Origin of the sequence: Streptomyces sp. NBC_00057, from assembly GCF_045041165.1 — a bacterium.
Lineage (GTDB): Bacteria > Actinomycetota > Actinomycetes > Streptomycetales > Streptomycetaceae > Streptomyces.
Map to the genome: position 1 here is coordinate 8,090,608 of NZ_CP108256.1, position 18,368 is coordinate 8,108,975.

General features: G+C 70.1%; 11 protein-coding genes and 1 pseudogene. 4 read left to right on the top strand and 8 right to left on the bottom strand.

The features are described from left to right. Positions 1-1,169 precede the first annotated feature (1,169 nt). Positions 1,170-2,516 (top strand): IS4 family transposase, encoded by a 1,347-nt coding sequence (locus OG953_RS38200; RefSeq protein ID WP_405690167.1) that lies wholly within the window; start codon positions 1,170-1,172, stop codon positions 2,514-2,516. Between the two features lie 16 nt (positions 2,517-2,532). Here OG953_RS38200 and OG953_RS38205 read toward each other — a convergent pair. The 7 genes and pseudogenes from OG953_RS38205 to OG953_RS38235 all read right to left on the bottom strand — a co-directional run. Continuing rightward, a pseudogene (locus OG953_RS38205) lies at positions 2,533-2,724 on the bottom strand (ISAzo13-like element transposase-related protein); the annotation flags it as partial. A gap of 37 nt (positions 2,725-2,761) precedes the next feature. After that, the gene (locus OG953_RS38210) at positions 2,762-3,622 is read right to left on the bottom strand and encodes a hypothetical protein (RefSeq protein WP_405690169.1); all 861 of its coding nucleotides are present in this window, start codon (positions 3,620-3,622) and stop codon (positions 2,762-2,764) included. 111 nt (positions 3,623-3,733) lie between these two features. After that, a complete protein-coding gene (locus tag OG953_RS38215; protein ID WP_405690171.1) occupies positions 3,734-3,874 on the bottom strand; it encodes a hypothetical protein in 141 nt (46 codons plus the stop codon). A 259-nt stretch (positions 3,875-4,133) separates the two neighbouring features. Beyond that, positions 4,134-4,271 (bottom strand): hypothetical protein, encoded by a 138-nt coding sequence (locus tag OG953_RS38220; protein WP_405692490.1) that lies wholly within the window; start codon positions 4,269-4,271, stop codon positions 4,134-4,136. Between the two features lie 773 nt (positions 4,272-5,044). Continuing rightward, positions 5,045-5,218: an MbtH family protein gene (locus tag OG953_RS38225; protein ID WP_405690174.1), complete on the bottom strand. Its 174-nt coding sequence runs from the start codon at positions 5,216-5,218 to the stop codon at positions 5,045-5,047. Positions 5,219-5,271: 53 nt separating this feature from the next. After that, the gene (locus OG953_RS38230; protein ID WP_405690176.1) at positions 5,272-6,039 is read right to left on the bottom strand and encodes an ABC transporter permease; all 768 of its coding nucleotides are present in this window, start codon (positions 6,037-6,039) and stop codon (positions 5,272-5,274) included. Positions 6,040-6,154: 115 nt separating this feature from the next. After that, entirely contained in the window at positions 6,155-6,997 is an 843-nt protein-coding gene (locus tag OG953_RS38235) for an ABC transporter ATP-binding protein (RefSeq protein WP_405690178.1), read from the bottom strand. 328 nt (positions 6,998-7,325) lie between these two features. On the opposite strand from OG953_RS38235, the gene OG953_RS38240 reads away from it, so the two are divergent. From OG953_RS38240 to OG953_RS38250, 3 genes are all read left to right on the top strand, one after another. Beyond that, positions 7,326-9,584, top strand: coding sequence for a M20/M25/M40 family metallo-hydrolase (locus OG953_RS38240; protein WP_405690180.1), 2,259 nt, complete (start codon positions 7,326-7,328; stop codon positions 9,582-9,584). 26 nt (positions 9,585-9,610) lie between these two features. After that, the gene (locus OG953_RS38245; RefSeq protein ID WP_405690182.1) at positions 9,611-10,108 is read left to right on the top strand and encodes a GNAT family N-acetyltransferase; all 498 of its coding nucleotides are present in this window, start codon (positions 9,611-9,613) and stop codon (positions 10,106-10,108) included. A gap of 167 nt (positions 10,109-10,275) precedes the next feature. Further along, positions 10,276-17,526, top strand: a complete 7,251-nt coding sequence (locus OG953_RS38250) for an amino acid adenylation domain-containing protein (RefSeq protein WP_405690184.1) — start codon at positions 10,276-10,278, stop codon at positions 17,524-17,526. Positions 17,527-17,626: 100 nt separating this feature from the next. Here the strand turns inward: OG953_RS38250 and OG953_RS38255 are convergent, their stop codons facing one another. Next, the gene (locus OG953_RS38255) at positions 17,627-18,343 is read right to left on the bottom strand and encodes a thioesterase II family protein (RefSeq protein WP_405690188.1); all 717 of its coding nucleotides are present in this window, start codon (positions 18,341-18,343) and stop codon (positions 17,627-17,629) included. Positions 18,344-18,368 lie beyond the last annotated feature (25 nt).

The window sequence follows — 18,368 nt, forward strand, 5'->3', positions numbered from 1 at the left end:
TGGCACACGCCGCGTCGGCGAAAACGGCCAAGCGGGCATGGTCCTCGTTCGACTGCCCGAAGGGCCCGTGACCGTCCCCATCGAGCGCGATTGCCTCCCTGTACCGGCACCCGCCATGCACGAGGCTGCCCTCATCACCCGGGCCGAGCCACTCAAGTTCGCGGACATGGTGGAGGAAGCCTGGGACGAGTACGCAAAGGGCCTCTCCATCCGGGCGGAAAAGAAGAAAAGGGGTAGCCCCTGCCGCGTACCGGGGTCGGATACCCGGTGCACGTCGAGCAGTTCCGAGGCCTGGAGCCGTTCCTGGCAGACTTGGTGGCAGTCATAGGCGCTGCCCCCGAGGAGACCGAGAGCGGCACGGGAGGGCCAAGATCGTGAGACAGAAGTGTCGTGTCCCTCGAATGAGACGGTTGGGAAGACCCAGATCGCCACGATGGAACGGGGCAATCCAAATGCGGGCCTACACCCGGGGGCGGGCGGTCTTGCGGGAGTTTCCGATCACCTGCGTGGAGGACGCCTGGCTTCACATCACGTCGATCAGGTCACCGACCGTGTGGGAGCAGGCATCTCTCCGGCCGAACGCGACGTCCTGGTGGCGGAGTTGGGTAAGCGCCTCGCGGACGTCGAGCCATTCGACATCGTGATCGGATCGCTTGAGTCGTACGCAGCGGAGTCATCGCCGACGTCCACCCCAATGAACCCCTCAACGACCTCCACCGCACCGCCCGGGCCGCCATTCAAGCCGCACGCGGACCCCACGCGACGGGCTACCCCAGCAAGGTCCCATATCTCACCATCGGGTACGCGGCCGACGAGTGCGACTCCGATCGAGTCCAGAGGAAGCTGCGCAACGAGGTGCGGCCGGGTCACGACCCAAGCACATCGACGCGGTGCATCTTGTCGATGTCACCGTGGACGCTCAAGCTAAAACGATCACATGGGACGACGTGGCGAGGATCCCCCTCGGCGCGGCGCTCTGATCCCACGAAAGTGCTGTGATGCTCGACATGTTCGCACCTTTCAAAGGGCAAGTGAAAGAGACACCAAGCGCCTCTGCGGAAGGCGACACTCATCTCCAGGCCGCCACCCAATGCCGTTGCTTGAGTGTGGCAAGCAGTTCCCGGTGACGTTGAGGAAGCACGGTCGTTGGACCCGGCATGCATCCGTGGGTGGGGATATCTGATCATGTGCGGTTGGGGGTGGTGACCCGATGGGTGCCCCCGGAGCTCGTCGCCGAAGTGCTGGAGAAATGCGGGGTTCGAGACAAGAAGTCCGGCGCACTGCCGGCCGGGTTCATGGTCTACTTCACGCTCGCCCTGGCCCTGTTCCAGCAGGACTCCTACGACGACGTGGCGGAGCAACTGGTGGGCAGCATGCTGGAGTTGAGCGAGAGCATCCGCAACAAGTCGTCCTTCACGCGTGCGCGCAGGCGTCTGGGGCCTCTGGTCTTGGAAACCATGTTCCGTGAGCTGGCCGGCCCGTTGGCTCCTGTCAGTTTGGAGAGCGCCTTCTACCGTGGGATGCGGCTGGCTGCGGTGGACGGGTTCGTGCTGGATGCGCCGGATACGACGGTCAACCGGGCCGCGTTCGGCGGGCCGGTCAAGAACGGCCGGCCCGCGGGGTTCCCACAGGCGCGGGTGGTGACGCTGACCGAGTGCGGCACGCACGCGCAGATCGACGCGGCGGTGGGCGGATTCAGCGGTGGCGAGCCGGAGTTGGCGATCAAAATGGCCGGCTCGGCCGCCGGGATGCTGGTCATCATGGACCGGGGCTTTCCCGGGGTGGCGCTGTGGAAGGCATACGCCGGGGCCGGGGCCCATCTGCTGATCCGGGCGCGTTCAAGTGTCGCGGCGTGTCCGGTCGAGCACCTGCCAGATGGCACCTACCTGGCGAGGATGAACCTGGCCGGGCAGAAGGGCGCGCACCCCGGTGGGGTGCTGGTCCGGGTAATCGAGTACCGCGTCGACGGCGGCGAGGTGGTCAGGCTGTTGACCGATCTGTCGGACCCCATTGCCTTTCCGGCGGCGGAGTTGGCAGGGCTTTACCACGCGAGATGGGAGGCGGAGTCGGCGTTCCGACAGATCAAGACCTTCCAGCGCGGGCCGGCTGAGGTCCTGCGCTCGGGCGACCCGGATCTGGTGCGTCCGGAAGTCTGGGCACATCTGGTCGTACACCACTGCCTCACCCAGGTCATCATCGCTCTGGCCGACGACAACGGAATCGATCCGGACCGGATCTCCTTCGTCAAGGTCCTCAAGCACGCGCGACGCAGTGTGGTCCGCCAGTGCGCGGACACGCCCACGAAGATCAAAGAGTTCCTGGTTGCGCTGGCGGCGAAGGTGTATCGGAAACTCGACAACGGCGTCAGGCGCCCGCGCGAGGCGGACCGGCACCTGAAGCGTCCGGACTCGAAGTACTCCTCGAAGCTCTCCTACCGGATCAACACCCGGGACCGGCGCCCGACGCGACGTGTCACTGCCAAGGTCATCACCTTGCAGCCCTCGATAGTTCAGTAGTCAAGCAACGGCATTGTGTGCCGGGCGGCAGGTGACACACGGTGATGGTCAGCCTGGTTTCGGCGGCGAGCTGGGCGAGTTCGAGTTTCCAGGCCCGGGCGCGGTAGCCGTTGGAGCCGCCCGCGTCGGCGGTGATCAGCAGTCGTGTCGCCTGCGGGTAAGCAGCGTGGTCCTGGCCGTGCCACCAGCGGCGGATCGATTTCCCGGCATCCACCACAGCGTGCTGGCCGACTTCCGCGAGCGCCTCACCCAGGACGACCGCGCCGACTGTCTTCTCGATCTGGCACTCGTGCGCCTGAAGGAGGCCGGACTCGTGCGCGAGCGCACCCGTGCGCGCGCAGCGCGTCGAGTGCCTCGGCGCGCACCCGCTCGTCGACCAGGGTGAGCGGGCCGTCCGGCTGGTGGTACTGCCCGACCTCCACGCCGGACCCGTCCAGGACGAGGATTCGGGTGTGGTGGAAGACGGACCGGGTGACGGCACGCAGGTCACGGAAACGGTGTGGCGAGCTCTGGTATGTCTCCCAGGCGCGCAGGAGCGGTCGTGCCTCGGCGTCCCGGCGCTGCCGCGCGCGGTCACGCTCGGTCTCCCGGCCCCAGGCCCCGCCGGCGGCGCGATGGCTCAGACCGGTCCGTAGCCGGATGGCGAGCCGCTCGGCGAGCGCCCGGCGCAGGCCCTGCTCGACACCGGTCGGGGCCGGCTCCTTCTCCGTGCACCGGTCGGCCTCTTGCCGACGAGCGGCCAGGTACGAGTCCACGAGGGCGCGCACGGTCTGACGCTCGGGCAGCAGGACCCGTACGGAACCGACCGCATACCCGAAGGCCTTCTGCTCCGTCCACGACACCAGCTCGTGGCGGCTGGGTTCCCAGTCCGCGTCGTCCTCGTCCTCGTCCTCGCTATCTCCGTCGTCGTCCTCGTCGTCGTAGAAGCGGCCATCGGCTTCGAGGTCGTGGAGCTCTATCCATCCGTGGCAGCCGACGGGCGTCCCGGCCTCCTCGGTGAGATCGCGGATGCTCTCGCTCGTGACGTGCAGCGCGCTGCTGTAGAGATAGCCCATGTGCCGGTCGAGAACGGACCCGCCGTGGTGGGGCGGGGCGGCGACCGACACAGCCCGCGTGTCGTAGTCGTTGTCGGGCCGGGGGACGAGACCAACGCGTACGGGTAGGACGGCATCGCACTTCGCCTTGGGCGGTGCCGGCCTGACGTTTTCCTTCCGCAGCTAGCCCAGGACGAACGCGCGCAGAGCGGGGACGGAGTCGTCGAAGACCGCGAAGCCCGGAGCGAAGTCCTTCGCCGGATCGCCCGGGATCATGAGGAGACCCGCGTCGGGGGCGTACTGGATCGTGTCTCGGCTCGACATGCGCGAGTTATGTCAAGAACATATGCGTCTCCACGGCTCGGGGCGGGCGGATCGCGTGTAGACGGTGGGGCCCAAGCCTGGTCGCCGAGTAGGGGCCTGCTCCATGTTGTCGTCCAAGCACGGTTCGGCGTCTGACTGGGTGAGCTTGCTACGGTGAGTGACCTTCTTCAGGGTCTGTGGCCGAGTTCCGAACCGGCTTGAGCGTACTTTTCTCGATCCCTCACCCAGCACGAGAATCTCCGGTGCTGACTTCGGCGGGTCAGTGGCGGGAAAACAGCAGGTCGTAGCGCTGATCGGATGAGTTGTCGTACCACTCGATGGTGGTGCCGATGAGGCTCGCGGCGACGATGCGCTTGAGTGAGCGGGTGGTCGGCGGGGCGGATGCCGAGGCAGCCATGAACACCACTTCCGGACGTTGGCGGGGACGGTTTCGTGTCGCCACACCGTAGGAATGGGCAGGTCAGAGGCACATGTGGCGGGACACCATAGTTCTCGGGCCGGGTGTGCGCGGGGCCACCATGACAGGCATGTCGAGACTGCTTCGAGGACCGTGTTGAAGGCCGACAGACGCCTGTCCGAGTTGCTTTGTCCGGCATGGTTCAGCACCCTGGTGCTGACTCCCGTGCTGGTTTGGTGCTGACCTGAAACCGCATGTCAGCACCCCTGATCACCTATCCCGTGCTGACTTGGTGCTGACTACGCAGCGTTGAACTTCGAGACGGCCTCGCACGGACCCCGGAGCGGAGCAGCAGGAGGTGCAGTCATGGTTCTTCCCCTCGAGTCGATGCTGCTGGAGTGCACCGCCGACTGGCCGCACATCGAGCGGCAGCGGACATGAGTGCGGCACCGCACCGGGCTGTCGTACGACAAGGCGAAGGCCCGCAAGATCGCCGAGGCGGAATGAAGCGTGTCGAAGAACCGCCCGGCGGCTCGACCCCATTCGGGCCGAGGCCGCCCTGCACACCACTCGTCGAGCGGGGGCGGTGCTGGAAGGCGAGCCGGCGGCAGGCGTTGGAGCAGTACAGGGCGGGACGCCTCCCGCCGCCCGTCCCCCGCAGGGCGCCGCTCGGGCGACTGTCCGGTGCGGTCCGCAAGGCCCTGCGGGTCGAGGCCAACACCATGGCCTCGGCCCCTGGTGCGGCCGAGGCCAGACTGCACGTCGATCAGGGCTCAGGCCGCGTGCGTCTCGATGTAGGCCAGGCACGCGTCGCGGGAGTCCTCGTCGTGAATGGTGTTCCAGCCGTCGGGTACCGCGATACCCACAGGCCATAGGGAGTACTCGGCACGGTCGTTGCGCAGGACGAGGTAGGAACGGTCCGTGTTCTCGAAGGGGTTGGTCACCATGAGCTCCTGTTGCTGGTCGAGGGTCGAAGAAGGCCGAAAAGGCCGCGCGGGAGTCAGTCGAGGAGCCGACGGCGCATGCCCTTCACGGCGAGGAACCACGTGGCCGCCGTGAACACGACGAGCACCAAGGCGTGTAGCCAGTCGCCCGAGTCGAGGGTGCCGAACGCGGCATTGCGCACCAGCTGCATGCAGTGGTAGATCGGGTTGATGCCCGCGATCGTGTGGACCCAGCCGGGCAGCCCTTCCAGCGGAAAGAACACACCGGCCGCCATGACCAGCGGCGTGAGGACGCCCGACACGACCAGCCGCAGCCAGTCGATCGCCGGCACCAGCGTGGAGACCCACATTCCGCACAGCGCGAAGGCCAAGCCCGAAAGCAGGCTGACAAGGGGTACGAGAAGCAGCCCGGGGCCCGCGGGGAGACCGACGGTGAGGGTGACCAGCAGCGGTACGGAGCTGTATAGGGACGACTTGACCGCGATCCACGAGGCCTCCGCCGTGACGAGCTCCCACACGTCCACCGGCCGGCTGAGCACCGCGTCGTAGAGGTGCTGGTAGCAACGCCGGTTGAAGCTCTCGAACATGCCCGCGAAGGCGGAGGCGAAGAGCACGGAGGTCACGACCATGCCGACCCCCAGGAACTGCACGTACGGCCGCCCGTCGGCCGAGTCGACCAGCCGGCTGAAGCCGAGGCCGAAGCCGGCCATGTAGACGAGGGGCTCCACCAGCGAACCGAAGGTGATGGCGGGCCAATAACGCCGGAAGAGCAGCAGTTCCCTCAACCACACCGCGCGCAGGGTCGGCCAGAGCGTAGGTGCCACGGCGTCACTGTCCACGGATGTGCTCGTCGGCGTCTCCACGGGGCGTGCCGGTACGGCCCTCGTCATGGCGTGGGGTCCCTTCTGATGTGGCGAGCGGCATGGTGCCGGTGGTCGGTCAGACGAACAGCTCGCCGGTCAGGGCGACGAACACGTCCTCAAGCGTGGTCGGACGCAGGACGTCGGGCGGTCCCAGCACCTCGCGCAGGTCCGTCGGCATGGTCTCGGCCCGCAGGATCGAGACCGAGAGTCCGGTGCGGCGGCTCGGCAGACCCGCGCGGGCCGCGCTCTCCTCGACCAGCGTGCGGTGGGCCGCGTCGCCGCGGTACTCGGCGGCCTGCGCTCCCGCATGGATGCGCAGGAGGTGTTGCGGCGTGTCCCTGGCGATCAGCCGTCCGGCGAAGACCACGGCGACCTCGTCTGCCAGGCGCTCGGCCTCCTCGATGTAGTGCGTAGACATCAGCACCGTCGTACCGGCCGCGCGCAGCGTCTCGATCACACCCCACAGGTCCTGACGGATCTGCGGATCCAGACCGACTGTCGGTTCGTCGAGCAGCAGCAGCCGAGGGGCCGTGATGATGCCCCGGGCGAGCAGCAGCCGCCGGCGCATGCCACCAGACAGCGCCTCGACCCGGCTGTCGGCCCGGTCGGTGAGGCGGACCGAGGACAGTGCCTGATCCACCGCGTCCCGGCACCGACGGGAAGGGAGAGCGCTGAAGCGGGCGAACACCTCAAGGTTCTGGCGGACCGTCAATTCTGTGTCGAGATCGTCCTGTTGGGGGACGACGCCTAGGAGGGAACGTACCCGGCGGGACTCCGCCGGCATGCTGTGACCCAGTACCTCCACCGTGCCGCTGGTGGCGCGGCTCTGCCCGGTGATCAGACGCATGGTCGTGGACTTCCCCGCGCCGTTCGGGCCGAGCAGACCGAAGAACATTCCAGCGGGAACCTCGAGGTCCAATCCATTCACCGCAGTTGTGGAGCCGAAGCTCTTCACGACATCCCGAAAATGGACAGCGGGGATGTTCACCGCTTGTTTCCCCCCTTTTGGAAGTGCAATCGCAACCGGGGCGCGGTCGCGTCAACCTGGTCGCATCAGCCCATACAAGCGCATCGCCGACCTGTTTGTGAACCCCTTTATTCCTTAAGAACGTTGCTGCTAAGTTGCATCGGTGATCAAGCTGCCACCAGAGCGCTTCGTCAGACCGGGGGTTCCATTGAGGTTGCGCTTACCCGCGCTGTTCAGTGTTCTGTTGCTGTGTCTGGCCGTGCTTGCTTGCGGATACCTGGTGCGCGTCACACCGGATCCAGTGGCGGCGGATGCCGCACCGACCGCCTTTTCGGCACTGCGGGCCGAGGAACACATCGAGCGGATGGCCCGCTCCGGGCACGCTTCCGGCTCACCGCAGGCAGCAGAGGTGCGGTCGTATGTGACCGACCGGCTGACGAGCCTCGGACTGACCTCCGAGCAGCGCGAGTCGACCGAAGTGCTTCCCCGGCGGACGGCCTCCCACCTGGCGGGCCGCGTCCACAACATCATTGCCACGATCTCGGGGCGGTCGTCCACAGGCCGGGTAATGCTTGTCGCGCACACCGACTCGGTCGTCACCGGACCCGGCGCCTCCGACGACGGGCTAGGCGTGGCCTCCCTGCTGGAGATCGCCCGCGTCCTCAAGCAGGGAGCACAACCGCGGAACGACGTGGTGTTGCTCTTCACCGACGCCGAGGAGATCGGGCAGCTCGGGGCGAGGGCCTTCGTACGCGACCTTCCGAAGGCCGACCGCGGCCGGGACGTCGTGGTCAACCTCGACGCCCGCGGAACCAGCGGCCGCGTCGTCATGTTCGAGACCGGCGCGCATAGCTCGGCGGTGGTGGCCGCGTTGAGCGACACCCCGCCCGTGGCCACGTCCCTCTCGGACGAGGTCTACCGGCTCCTGCCGCACGAGACAGACTTCACGCACTTCCGTGACGCCGGCCTGACGGGGCTGAACTTCGCGGTGATCGGCGGCAGCGCCCGCTACCACGGCCCCGAGGACGACATCGACCACGTCGACCCCGGCAGCCTGCAGGATATGGGGGACACCGCGCTGTCGGCCACCCGCGATCTGGCGGCCATGGACCTGAAGCGGGTGGCCGAGGCACCAGAGGCGACGTGGTTCAACGTCGGCCCCTTGATCGTCCGTTATCCGCTCGGCGCGGTGCTGCCCCTGGCGGTGGCCACCCTGGCCGCCCTGGCGGCATCCGTGTGGTATGCCCGGCGCCGCCAGGCCCTGCGCGTCCGGCCCGCCGCGTTCGCGGCGCTGACCTTCCCCCTTCCCCTGGTGGCCGCGGCCGCGCTGGGCTGGGCTGCCTGGCAGGTCCTGCTGCTCGTCCGGCCGTCCTACGGGCTGTTTCACGGGGGTGATCCGTATCGTACGGGTACGGCGGTCGCCGGCCTGCTGCTGCTCACCGCTGCGGTCACTTGGCTGTGGATCGCGTGGGCCGGAAAGCGGGCCACGGCGCTGGAGACGACCGCCGGAGCGCTGGTCTGGCCGGCGCTGGTGAGCCTGCTCTCCGCCGTCCTGCTACCCGGTGCCGCCTATGTGTTCACCTGGATCGCTCTCGGTGGGGCGGCCGGTGTGGCGGTCGCCGCCCGGCTTGCCGAGCGGGTCCCGTGGCGGACGGTGGCCCTGGCAGCGCCGGCACTGCCGGCCGTGGTGCTGATGGTGCCTCTGGTCGCCCTGCTGTTCCCGGCCCTCGGGCTGGCATCGGCCGCGGTTCCGCTGGCCCTGGCCGCCGTGGCCGCCGCCGTCCTGCTATCGCCACTGACCGACGCGGTCCGGGCGGTGCGGCTCCGGCACACCCTCGCCATCGGCCTGGCCGCGGCGCTGGTGGGCGCCACGCTGGTGGGCGTGAACGCGGCCATCGACGGAACCGACGCCGAGCATCCGCGGCCGATCAGCCTGATGTACGCAATGGACGTGGACCAGAAGCGGGCCTACTGGGTGTCCGAGGACGCCGATCCCGACCCCTGGGTCACCCACTACACCGGTGGCCGGCGCGACACCGGTCTGGAGGCCTGGTCGCCCGCCCTCGCCGCGCCGCCCGGGGGCCTCCTCGCCGGTGAGGCTCCGATTGCGCCGGGCTCCCGCCCGGCCGTGCGCACCCTCTCCGACAGACGCACCGGCGACACCCGGACACTGAGACTGTCCGTCCGGCCTGAGTCCGGCACGCCCGTGCTGCTGGCCCTGTACGTGGACACCTCGGTCACCGAGGTCGTTGGCGCCAAGGTAACCGGTGGCCCCGCGGACGCGGGCAGCCTGTCCGGGGGCGTCAACCGCCCACATGCCGGATCACCGTGGAAGTGGGGGCTCGTCTTCGCCGCCCCGCCGGTCGAGGGCTATCAGCTGACGCTCACCGTGCGGGGCGACAAGCCCGTCCGGTTGCTGGCCATGACGGAGGACGCCGGTCTCCCCGAGCAGGTCATGGACCGACCGCGTCCCGCGGAGCTCACCTGGGACGCCGACGCGGCGGGAATGTCCTTCGCGAGCCGTACCTACACACTCTGAGCTCACCTCCAGAAAGAGCGACCATCATGACGTCGAATCAGAACAGTGCCGAGGGACCTGTCAACACGTCCGGCGTGCGGCTGCGCCTGGCGGAGCCCGCGCACGCCGGCGAGATCACCGCGGTGTTCCTGGCGTCGCGGACCGAGGCCATGCCCTACCTGCCGCGGCTGTACAGCGACGAGCAGACCCAGGCCTGGATCGAGGCGGTCGTCCTGCCCGGCAGCACCGTATGGGTGGCCGAGACGGCCGACTCCGGTGAGATCGTCGGCTTCGCCGCCCTCGACGGCACCGTACTGGACCATCTGTACCTGCGTCCGGACGTACAGCGCCGGGGCATCGGCTCGACGCTCCTCGCGGCGGTCAAGGAGTCCGGCCCGCGCGAGGTCTCGCTCCACGTCTTCCAGCGCAACGAGGCGGCGCGGGCCTTCTACGAGCGCCACGGCTTCACTGCCGGGGAGTTCAACGACGGCAGCCGCAATGAGGAGAAGGAGCCCGACGTGACCTACCACTGGACCGCCGGCTGACGTCACGGCACGGGGGAGTACCGAATGCCCCGGCGCGCCGGCACACGTCGACGGGACACAGAAGCCGGAACCGGGCCGATCCCCCGGCAGCGTTCACACATCAAGCAAGGCGTGACGCGGACCGCCCCCAGGGGCGGTCGCGGACATGGGGGAAGGGACAACAAGAAGTGCTGGGCGAAAGCAGTCTGGCGGGCGAGATCCCGCTGTCCTACGCGCAACTCGCGCTGTGGTTCAACGACCGGCTCCAAGATGGTGACGCCTCCTACAACATGCCGGTGGCGCTGCGTCTGACGGGCCCACTCGACATCGACGCGCTTCGAGCCGCACTGGCCGACGTCATGAGGCGCCACGCGACCCTGCGCACGGTCTTCCCGGAGCGCGACGGTACGCCGTTCCAGCGTGTCCTGGACCCGGACGACGTCCCTGTCCCCTTCACGGTCGCGACCGCGACGGAAGCCGACCTGCCGTCGCTCATCGCGGCCGGCTGCCGCGAGTGCTTCGATCTGGCGTCGGAGCCGCCGCTGCGCCTGCGGGTCTTCGTGCTCGGCCCCGAGGACCACCTGGCGCTGATGGTCCAGCACCACATCGCGGGCGACGGCTGGTCGATGGCGCCGCTTGCGCACGACCTGAGTACGGCCTACATGGTACGCAGCCAGGGCCGCGAACCCCTCTGGACGCCGCTGCCGGCCGACTTCGCCGAATACGCGCTGAGCCAGCACGAGAGCCTCGGCAGCCTCGAAGACCCCGACAGCGGCATCAGCCGGCAGCTCGCCTACTGGCAGGAGGCGCTGGCCGGGATACCGGACTGTCTGGAGCTGCCCACCGACCGGCCGCGCCCCGCCGTCATGTCCCACCAGGGCGACTACTTCCCGTGGGAGTTCTTCACCGATCTCCACGGCGAACTGCTGGCACTCGCCCGCTCCTGCCGGGTCAGCCTCTTCATGGTGATGCAGGCGGCGCTCGCCACCGTCCTGACCAGGTCGGGTGCCGGCACGGACATCCCCATTGCCAGCCCGACCGCCGGGCGCAGCGACTCCCGGTACGACGACGTGGTTGGCTACTTCGTCAATCCGCTGGTGCTGCGGATGGACACGTCCGGCGACCCGACGTTCCGCGAGCTGCTCAAGCGCGTCCGGCGCACCGACCTCCAGGGCTTCACCCACCAGGACATGCCCATCGAGCGGCTGATCACCGCCCTGAACCCGCCGCGTTCGCTGGCCTGGCACCCACTGTTCCAGGTCATGCTGGCCTTCCAGAACCTCCCCGAAGCGGCCCTGGCACTGCCCGGCGTGACGTGCGAGGTCGTCCCGGCCGACCCCGGCGGCGCCAAGTTTGACCTGTCCTTCAACGTCATGGAGCGCAAGGACGCCGAGGGCGGCCCGGCCGGACTGACCTGCTTCATCGAGTACAGCGGCGACCTGTTCGAACGGGCCGGCGCCGAGCAGCTGATGAAGCGGCTCACGCTGCTGCTGGAGACCGTCGTACGTGACCCCGACCAGCGGATCGGCGACATCGACCTGCTCACCGGCGAGGAGCGGGACGGGTTGCCCGCCCTGTGGCGGGGCACCGAACTGCCGTGGCCCGCCCCCCTCTTCCACGAGGCCTTGGAGGAGCGGGCCGCCGTGGACTCGGACGCTCTCGCCCTGGTGGCGGGGGACACACGGCTCACCTTCGGCGAGCTCAACGCCGGGGCGAACCGGCTGGCGCGCGAACTGGTCCGGCGCGGCGCGGCACCCGAGCGCCATGTACTGCTCATGCTGGACCGCGATGCCGACCTGGTCGTTGCCCTCCTCGCGGTCCTCAAGTCCGGGGCCTCGGTCGTCCCCGTCACCCCGGACACGCCCGCCGAGCGGCTCGCCACCATCGTGGCGAACACCCGGCCGGTGTGTGTGCTCACCACCGCGGGCGGCGCCGGCCGACTGCCCGAAGGCACCGCCGTGCTGCCGCTGGACGACCCCCGCGAGCGGGAGCGTGTCTCGGCACACCCGGCGGCCAACCTGACGGACGCCGACCGCAACGGGCCCACCGGCCCGTCCGACCCGGCCTACGTCATACACACCTCCGGATCGACCGGAGCCCCCAAGGGCGTGGTCATCGAACACGGCGCGCTCGCCAACCTCGCGCAGCACCACCGCACCCGTCTGGTGCGGCGGCACGCGCCGGACGGCCGGCGCGTGAACGTCGGCCTGGTGGCCTCCATCACCTTCGACACCGCCTGGGATCCCTTCTTCTGGCTGCTCGAAGGGCACTGCGTTCACCTATTCGCCGACGAAGTGCGGCTCGACCCCGAGACGCTGGTAGCCCATGTGCGCCGCGAGCGGGTCGACTTTCTCGACCTGACCCCCACCTACATGGAGGCGCTGCTGACCGCCGGCCTTCTCGACGAGGGCGACCACCACCGTCCGGCGGTCATCATGCTGGGCGGGGAAGCGGTCGGACCCGAGCTGTGGACCCGGCTCGTCGACGTCCCCGGCACCACGGTCCACAACTACTACGGTCCCACCGAGTTCACCGTCGACGCGCTCGCCTGTGAACTCGGCGCCTGCGACACCCCGGTCATCGGACGGCCCGTCGACAACACCCGCGCCTACGTCCTGGACGACCGGCTGCGCCCCGCGCCCCTGGGCGTTCCCGGCGAGCTCTACCTGGCAGGGCCCCAGCTTGCTCGCGGCTACCTGGGCAGCCCGGCACTGACCGCCGAGCGGTTCGTCGCCGACCCGTACGGCCCTCCCGGCTCCCGCATGTACCGCACCGGCGACCTCGCTCGACTGCGGCGCGACGGGCAGGTGGAGTACCTCGGCCGGGCCGACGAGCAGGTGAAGATCCGCGGCTTCCGGATCGAACCCGGCGAGATCGAGGCCGTTCTCACCCGGCACCCCGGCATCGCGCAGGCGGCCGTCGTGGTCCGCGGAGAGGGTACCGAGGACCGGTATCTCGCGGCCTACCTCGTACCGGCCGCCGAATCCCTCCCCGGCGCGGCGGAGCTCCGGGAACACCTGGCCGGCCACCTCCCCGAGTACATGCTCCCGGCGGCCTTCGCGCACCTCGACCGGCTCCCGCTGACGAGCAGTGGAAAACTGGACCGGCGGGCCCTGCCAGAACCGGATCTGCGCGTGGCGGACATCCAGGGACGTGCCCCGGCCAACGCCGAGGAAGCCGCACTGTGCGAGCTGTACGCCGACGTGCTCAGGGTGCCCGAGGTCGGACCGGACGACGACTTCTTCCAGCTGGGCGGCCACTCGCTGCTGGCCATGCGCCTGATCAGCCGGGTCCGCACGGTCACCGGCGCGGAACTGGCGATCCGGGCGGTCTTCGAGGCACGCACCCCCGCCGGCCTGGCCCGGCTCCTAGGCACCGGCCGCCGGCGCCCCGCGTTGTCCCCGGTGGAGCACCCCGCCGAGATTCCCCTCTCGCACGCCCAGCGACGCCTGTGGTTCCTGCAGCGGCTGGAGACCGACAGCGCCGCTTACCACATCCCGCTGCCGCTCCGGCTCGACGGCCCGCTGGACATCGGTGCCCTCGGGGCCGCGCTGAACGACGTCGTCGTCCGGCACGAGGCGCTGCGCACCGTCTTCCCCGATCGCGAGGGGGTGCCCCACCAGCGCGTCCTCACCCCACACGAGCTGCCCTCCCTCCTGGACATCGTTCTCCTGGACCCGGATCACGCCGAGGGGGAGGCCCTGGAGGCGGAGCTGCGCGCCGCAGCCGCCACGCCGTTCGACCTGGCCACGCGGCCGCCTCTGCGTGCCCGGCTGTACCTGCTGGGTCCGGGTCGCCACATTCTGCTGCTGACGATCCATCACATCGCTTGCGACGGCTGGTCGCTCGGGCCGCTCGCCGCCGACCTGGGCGCGGCGTACCGGGGTCGCACGGAGGGCCGTTCGCCCGACTGGGCCGCTCTTCCGGTCCAGTACGCCGACTACACCCTCTGGCAGCACCAACTGCTCGGGGACACCCGCACCCCGGGCAGTCTCGCGGCCGAACAGTGGAACTACTGGAGCAAGGCGCTGGAGGGCCTGCCGGACGAGATTCCGCTCCCGGTGGACCGGCGGCGCACCCCTGAGACCGGCCATGAGGGCCGCACCGTCCCGGTCCACATCGACGCGCGGACTCACCGGGCCCTGGCGTCGCTCGCCCGCGAGAGCGGCGCCAGCCTCTTCATGGCCGTACAGGCGGGTCTGGCCGCGCTGCTCACCCGGCTCGGCGCCGGAACAGACATCCCGCTGGGCACCCCGGTCGCCGGCCGCACCGACGAAGGCTTGGACGACCTGGTCGGCTTCTTCGTCAACACCCTGGTCCTGCGCACCAGCACCGAGGGCGACCCGACATTCCGGGAACTGCTGAACCGGGTGCGGGACACCGACGTCGCTGCGTACGCACACCAGGACCTGCCCTTCGAGCAGTTGGTGGATCTGGCCAACCCGGAGCGCCAACCCGGACGCCACCCGCTGTTCCAGATCGCCCTCGTCGTGGACCAAGGCACCGACGTCGCCATGGACATCCCCGGCGTCACGGTCGAGCGGCTGACAGCCGGGCTGGCGCCCGCCAAGTTCGACCTGACGCTGATGCTGGCCGCCGAGCGGGCCGAGGACGGCGGCGAAGGCCCGATCACCGGCACCGTCGAGTACCGGACCGACCTGTTCGACGAGGCGACGGTGACGGGCGTCGCCGACCGGCTCTCGCGGCTACTGGCCGCCGCGGCGGCCGACCCGGACCAGCGCGTCGGCCGGATCGTGCTCCTCTCGGACGACGAGCGCCGGCTCCTGCTCGAAGAGTGGAACGACACGCGCAAGGAGCTGTCGCCCAGCACGCTCGCCGACGCCGTCGCCGAGCAGACGGCACGTACGCCGGAGGCCACCGCCGTCGTGTACGAGGGCCGCGCGGTGACCTTCGCCGAGCTCGACGGCCTGGTCGGGACACTCGCCGGGAGGCTTGCCGCACAGGGCGTGGGCCCCGGTGCCATCGTCGCCGTCGCCGTACCCCGCTCGGTCGAACTGGTCGCGGCGCTGTGCGCCGTGCACCGGGCGGGCGCCGCCTATGTGCCCCTGGACCCGGACTACCCCGCCGAGCGGCTGGCCTTCATGCTGAAGGACGCCCGGCCGACGGCCGTGATCGCCACGCCGGACGAGGCCGCGGCGCTGCGCATGCCCGAGGGAGTGTGCCTTCTCACCCCGGACGCCCCGGCCCCGGCCGGGGGGACGAGCCTTGTGGCGCCGGAGCCCATCGACCCCGCATACGTGATCTACACGTCGGGATCGACCGGCCGCCCCAAGGGAGTCGTCGTTCCGCACCGGGCCGTGACCAACCGGCTGCGCTGGGGCCAGGCCCAGTACCTGCTCACGGCGGACGACCGGGTGCTCCACAAGACGCCGTCCAGCTTCGACGTGTCGGTCTGGGAGGTCTTCTGGCCGCTCACCACCGGGGCCACCCTGGTGGTGGCCCGGCCGGAGGGACACCGGGATCCTGCGTACCTTGCCGAGCTGATCCGCCGGGAGCGCATCACGGTCGCCCAGTTCGTCCCCTCCATGCTGGACGCCTTCCTGCAGCACCCCGATGCCGCCCTCTGCGTCTCGCTGCGCCTGGTCATCGTCGCCGGTGAGGCCCTGACGACGGCCACCGCGCGCAGGTTCCACCAAGTCCTGCCGGGCGTCCGGCTCGTCAACCAGTACGGACCGACCGAGGCGGCGATCGAGGTCACCGCCTGGACCTGCCGACCGGAGGACGACGACGGCCGTCCGATACCCATCGGACGACCCGTGTGGAACACCCGCGTCCACATCCTTGACGCCGAACTGCAACTGGTCCCGCCCGGGCTGGTGGGCGAGCTGTATCTCGACGGCGTGCAGCTGGCGGACGGCTATCTGGGCCGCCCCGCGCTGACCGCGGAGCGGTTCGTCGCGAACCCGTACGGCCCTCCGGGCTCCCGCATGTACCGCACGGGCGACCTCGCCCGCCGGCGCCCGGACGGAGCGGTGGAGTACCTGGGCCGGGTCGACGGCCAGGTCAAGGTCCGGGGCTTCCGTATCGAACTCGGCGAGATCGAGGCCGCGCTCGGTGAGCACCCGGCAGTCGCCGCGGGGGTCGTCGTGATCCGCGAGGACCGGCACAGCTCGGCCCGGATCGTGGCCTACGTGGTGCCTTTCACGGACGGCCCCGCCCCCACCACCGAGGATCTCCGCGAGCACCTGCGCCATCGGCTGCCCGAGTACATGGTGCCCACCGGGTATGTGACCCTCGACCGGCTTCCTGTGACGCCCAACGGCAAGCTGGACCGCGCCGCGCTGCCCGAGCCCGCCGCGGCCACCGCCGAGGCGACGGCGTCGCGGGAGCCGGCGACGCCCCTGGAGAAGTCCCTCACCGCACTGTTCGCCGAGGTCCTCGACCTGCCCGGGGCAGGGCCGGACGACGACTTCTTCCTGCTCGGCGGCCACTCGCTGATGATGGTCCGGCTCGTCGAACGGATTCGCGCCGAACTCGGTGTGGACCTGCCCATCCGCACCCTCTTCGACAGCCCGTCACCCAGCGCGCTGGCGAACCGGATCGCCGCCGAGCCCGGCCTCAGGGCCGACCTCGCCGGTGGCCCTCCGGCGTGGGAACCGGTGCTGCCGCTGCGCACGCACGGCAGCCGCCCGCCGCTGTTCTGCGTCCACCCCGTGGTGGGCGACGGCTTCGGCTACGTGGGACTGCTGCGCGCCCTCGGCCCGGACCAGCCCGTGTACGCGCTCCAGGGCGTCGGCCCGGCGGGCGGACGGGCGCGTCCCGACACCATGGGCGGACTGGCCGCCGAGTACGTGACACGCATCCTCGACGTGCAGCCGCGCGGCCCCTACCGGCTGCTCGGCTGGTCGTTCGGCGGCGTGCTCGTGCACGAGATGGCGGTCCGGCTCAGGGAGCGCGGCGAGACCGTCGAGCTGGTCGCGATGATGGACAGCATCCCGCCCACCGCGCACGACCGGCCGCACACCGGGCAGGTCACCGAAGCCGACGTCCTGCGGGCGCTGCTCGACGCGGTGGGCGCACCGGAGGAGGAGATCGTGGCCGTGGCCGCGGGCACCCTGGTGCCGGAGCCGGAGGAGCTGCAGCGGCGCCTCGCCCCGGCGATGGGCGCCTCGGCGCCCATCGACCCCGCGGCGCTGGCGGCCATGATCGACACCTGTCGCTACCACGGTGAGCTGATGGTCCGTTGGCTGCCCCGCGTGTACGACGGCGGGCTGCTCACCTTCACCGCGACGGCCGAGGCCAGGAGGGTCGGCCGGGTGGCGCGCGCGACGGCCGCGGAGCTGTGGGGTCCCTACGTCACCGGGCCCGTGGTGGATCATCCGGTCGACGCAGAGCATCTGGAGCTGGTCGAGCCCGGACCGGTCGACCTCATCGGCCGGGTCGTCGCCGCTGAGCTGGCACGGCTGGACACGCGATGAGCGTGGCACGCTGCACGACGCCCGTCACCGGTACCCGCACGTACGGGGACGGCCTTGCCCGTCCGGACCTCCGCGAGGGGCCCGGGCGGGGGCGACCGCCTCAGCCGCCGGTCACGCCTGCCTGCTCCCGGGCAGTGGCCGCGATCTCAGCCATCAACTCCGCCACCTGGTTGTGCAGGAAGAAGTGGTCACCGGGGAAGATCCGGTGACGAAACCCGCCGGCCGTCATCGACCGCCATCCGGTGATCCACTCCGGGCCCACCAGCCGGTCGTCCCTGCCACCGAACGCCATGACCGGGCACGGCAGGACGGTCGGCCGCGCCCCCTCCATGTACCGGGCCAGCAGGCCGAGATCGGCGCGCATCACCGGCAGCAGCATGTTCAGCAGGTCCCGGTGTTCGAGTATCTCGGCCGGTGTACCACCGAGTTCGAGGATTCCCTCCATCAGCTGGTCGTCGCTACGCTCGTGCAGGGGAGCCGCGACGGGCGCGCCGGGCGGCCGGCAGCCGGACACCACCAGGGCCCGCGGCAGGGGCTGGCCGGCCTCGGCCAGCCGGCGCGTGGTCTCGTAGGAGATCTGGGCGCCCATGCTGTGCCCGAAGAACATGAAGCTCTCCTGCCTCGGCCGGTTCTCCAGTACCGAGAGGACCCCTTCCACCACTTCGTCCATGGAGGTGAGCAGGGGCTCGGCGAGGCGGGTGCCCCGGCCGGGCAGCTCCACCGGCACGAACCGCAGCCCGGGCACGTCCTGAGACCGGGCCCACGCCAGATAGGAACCGGCGGAACCCCCAGCGTGCGGCAGGCAGTAGACACGCAAGGGTCCTGTTCCGTCGGACGCCACG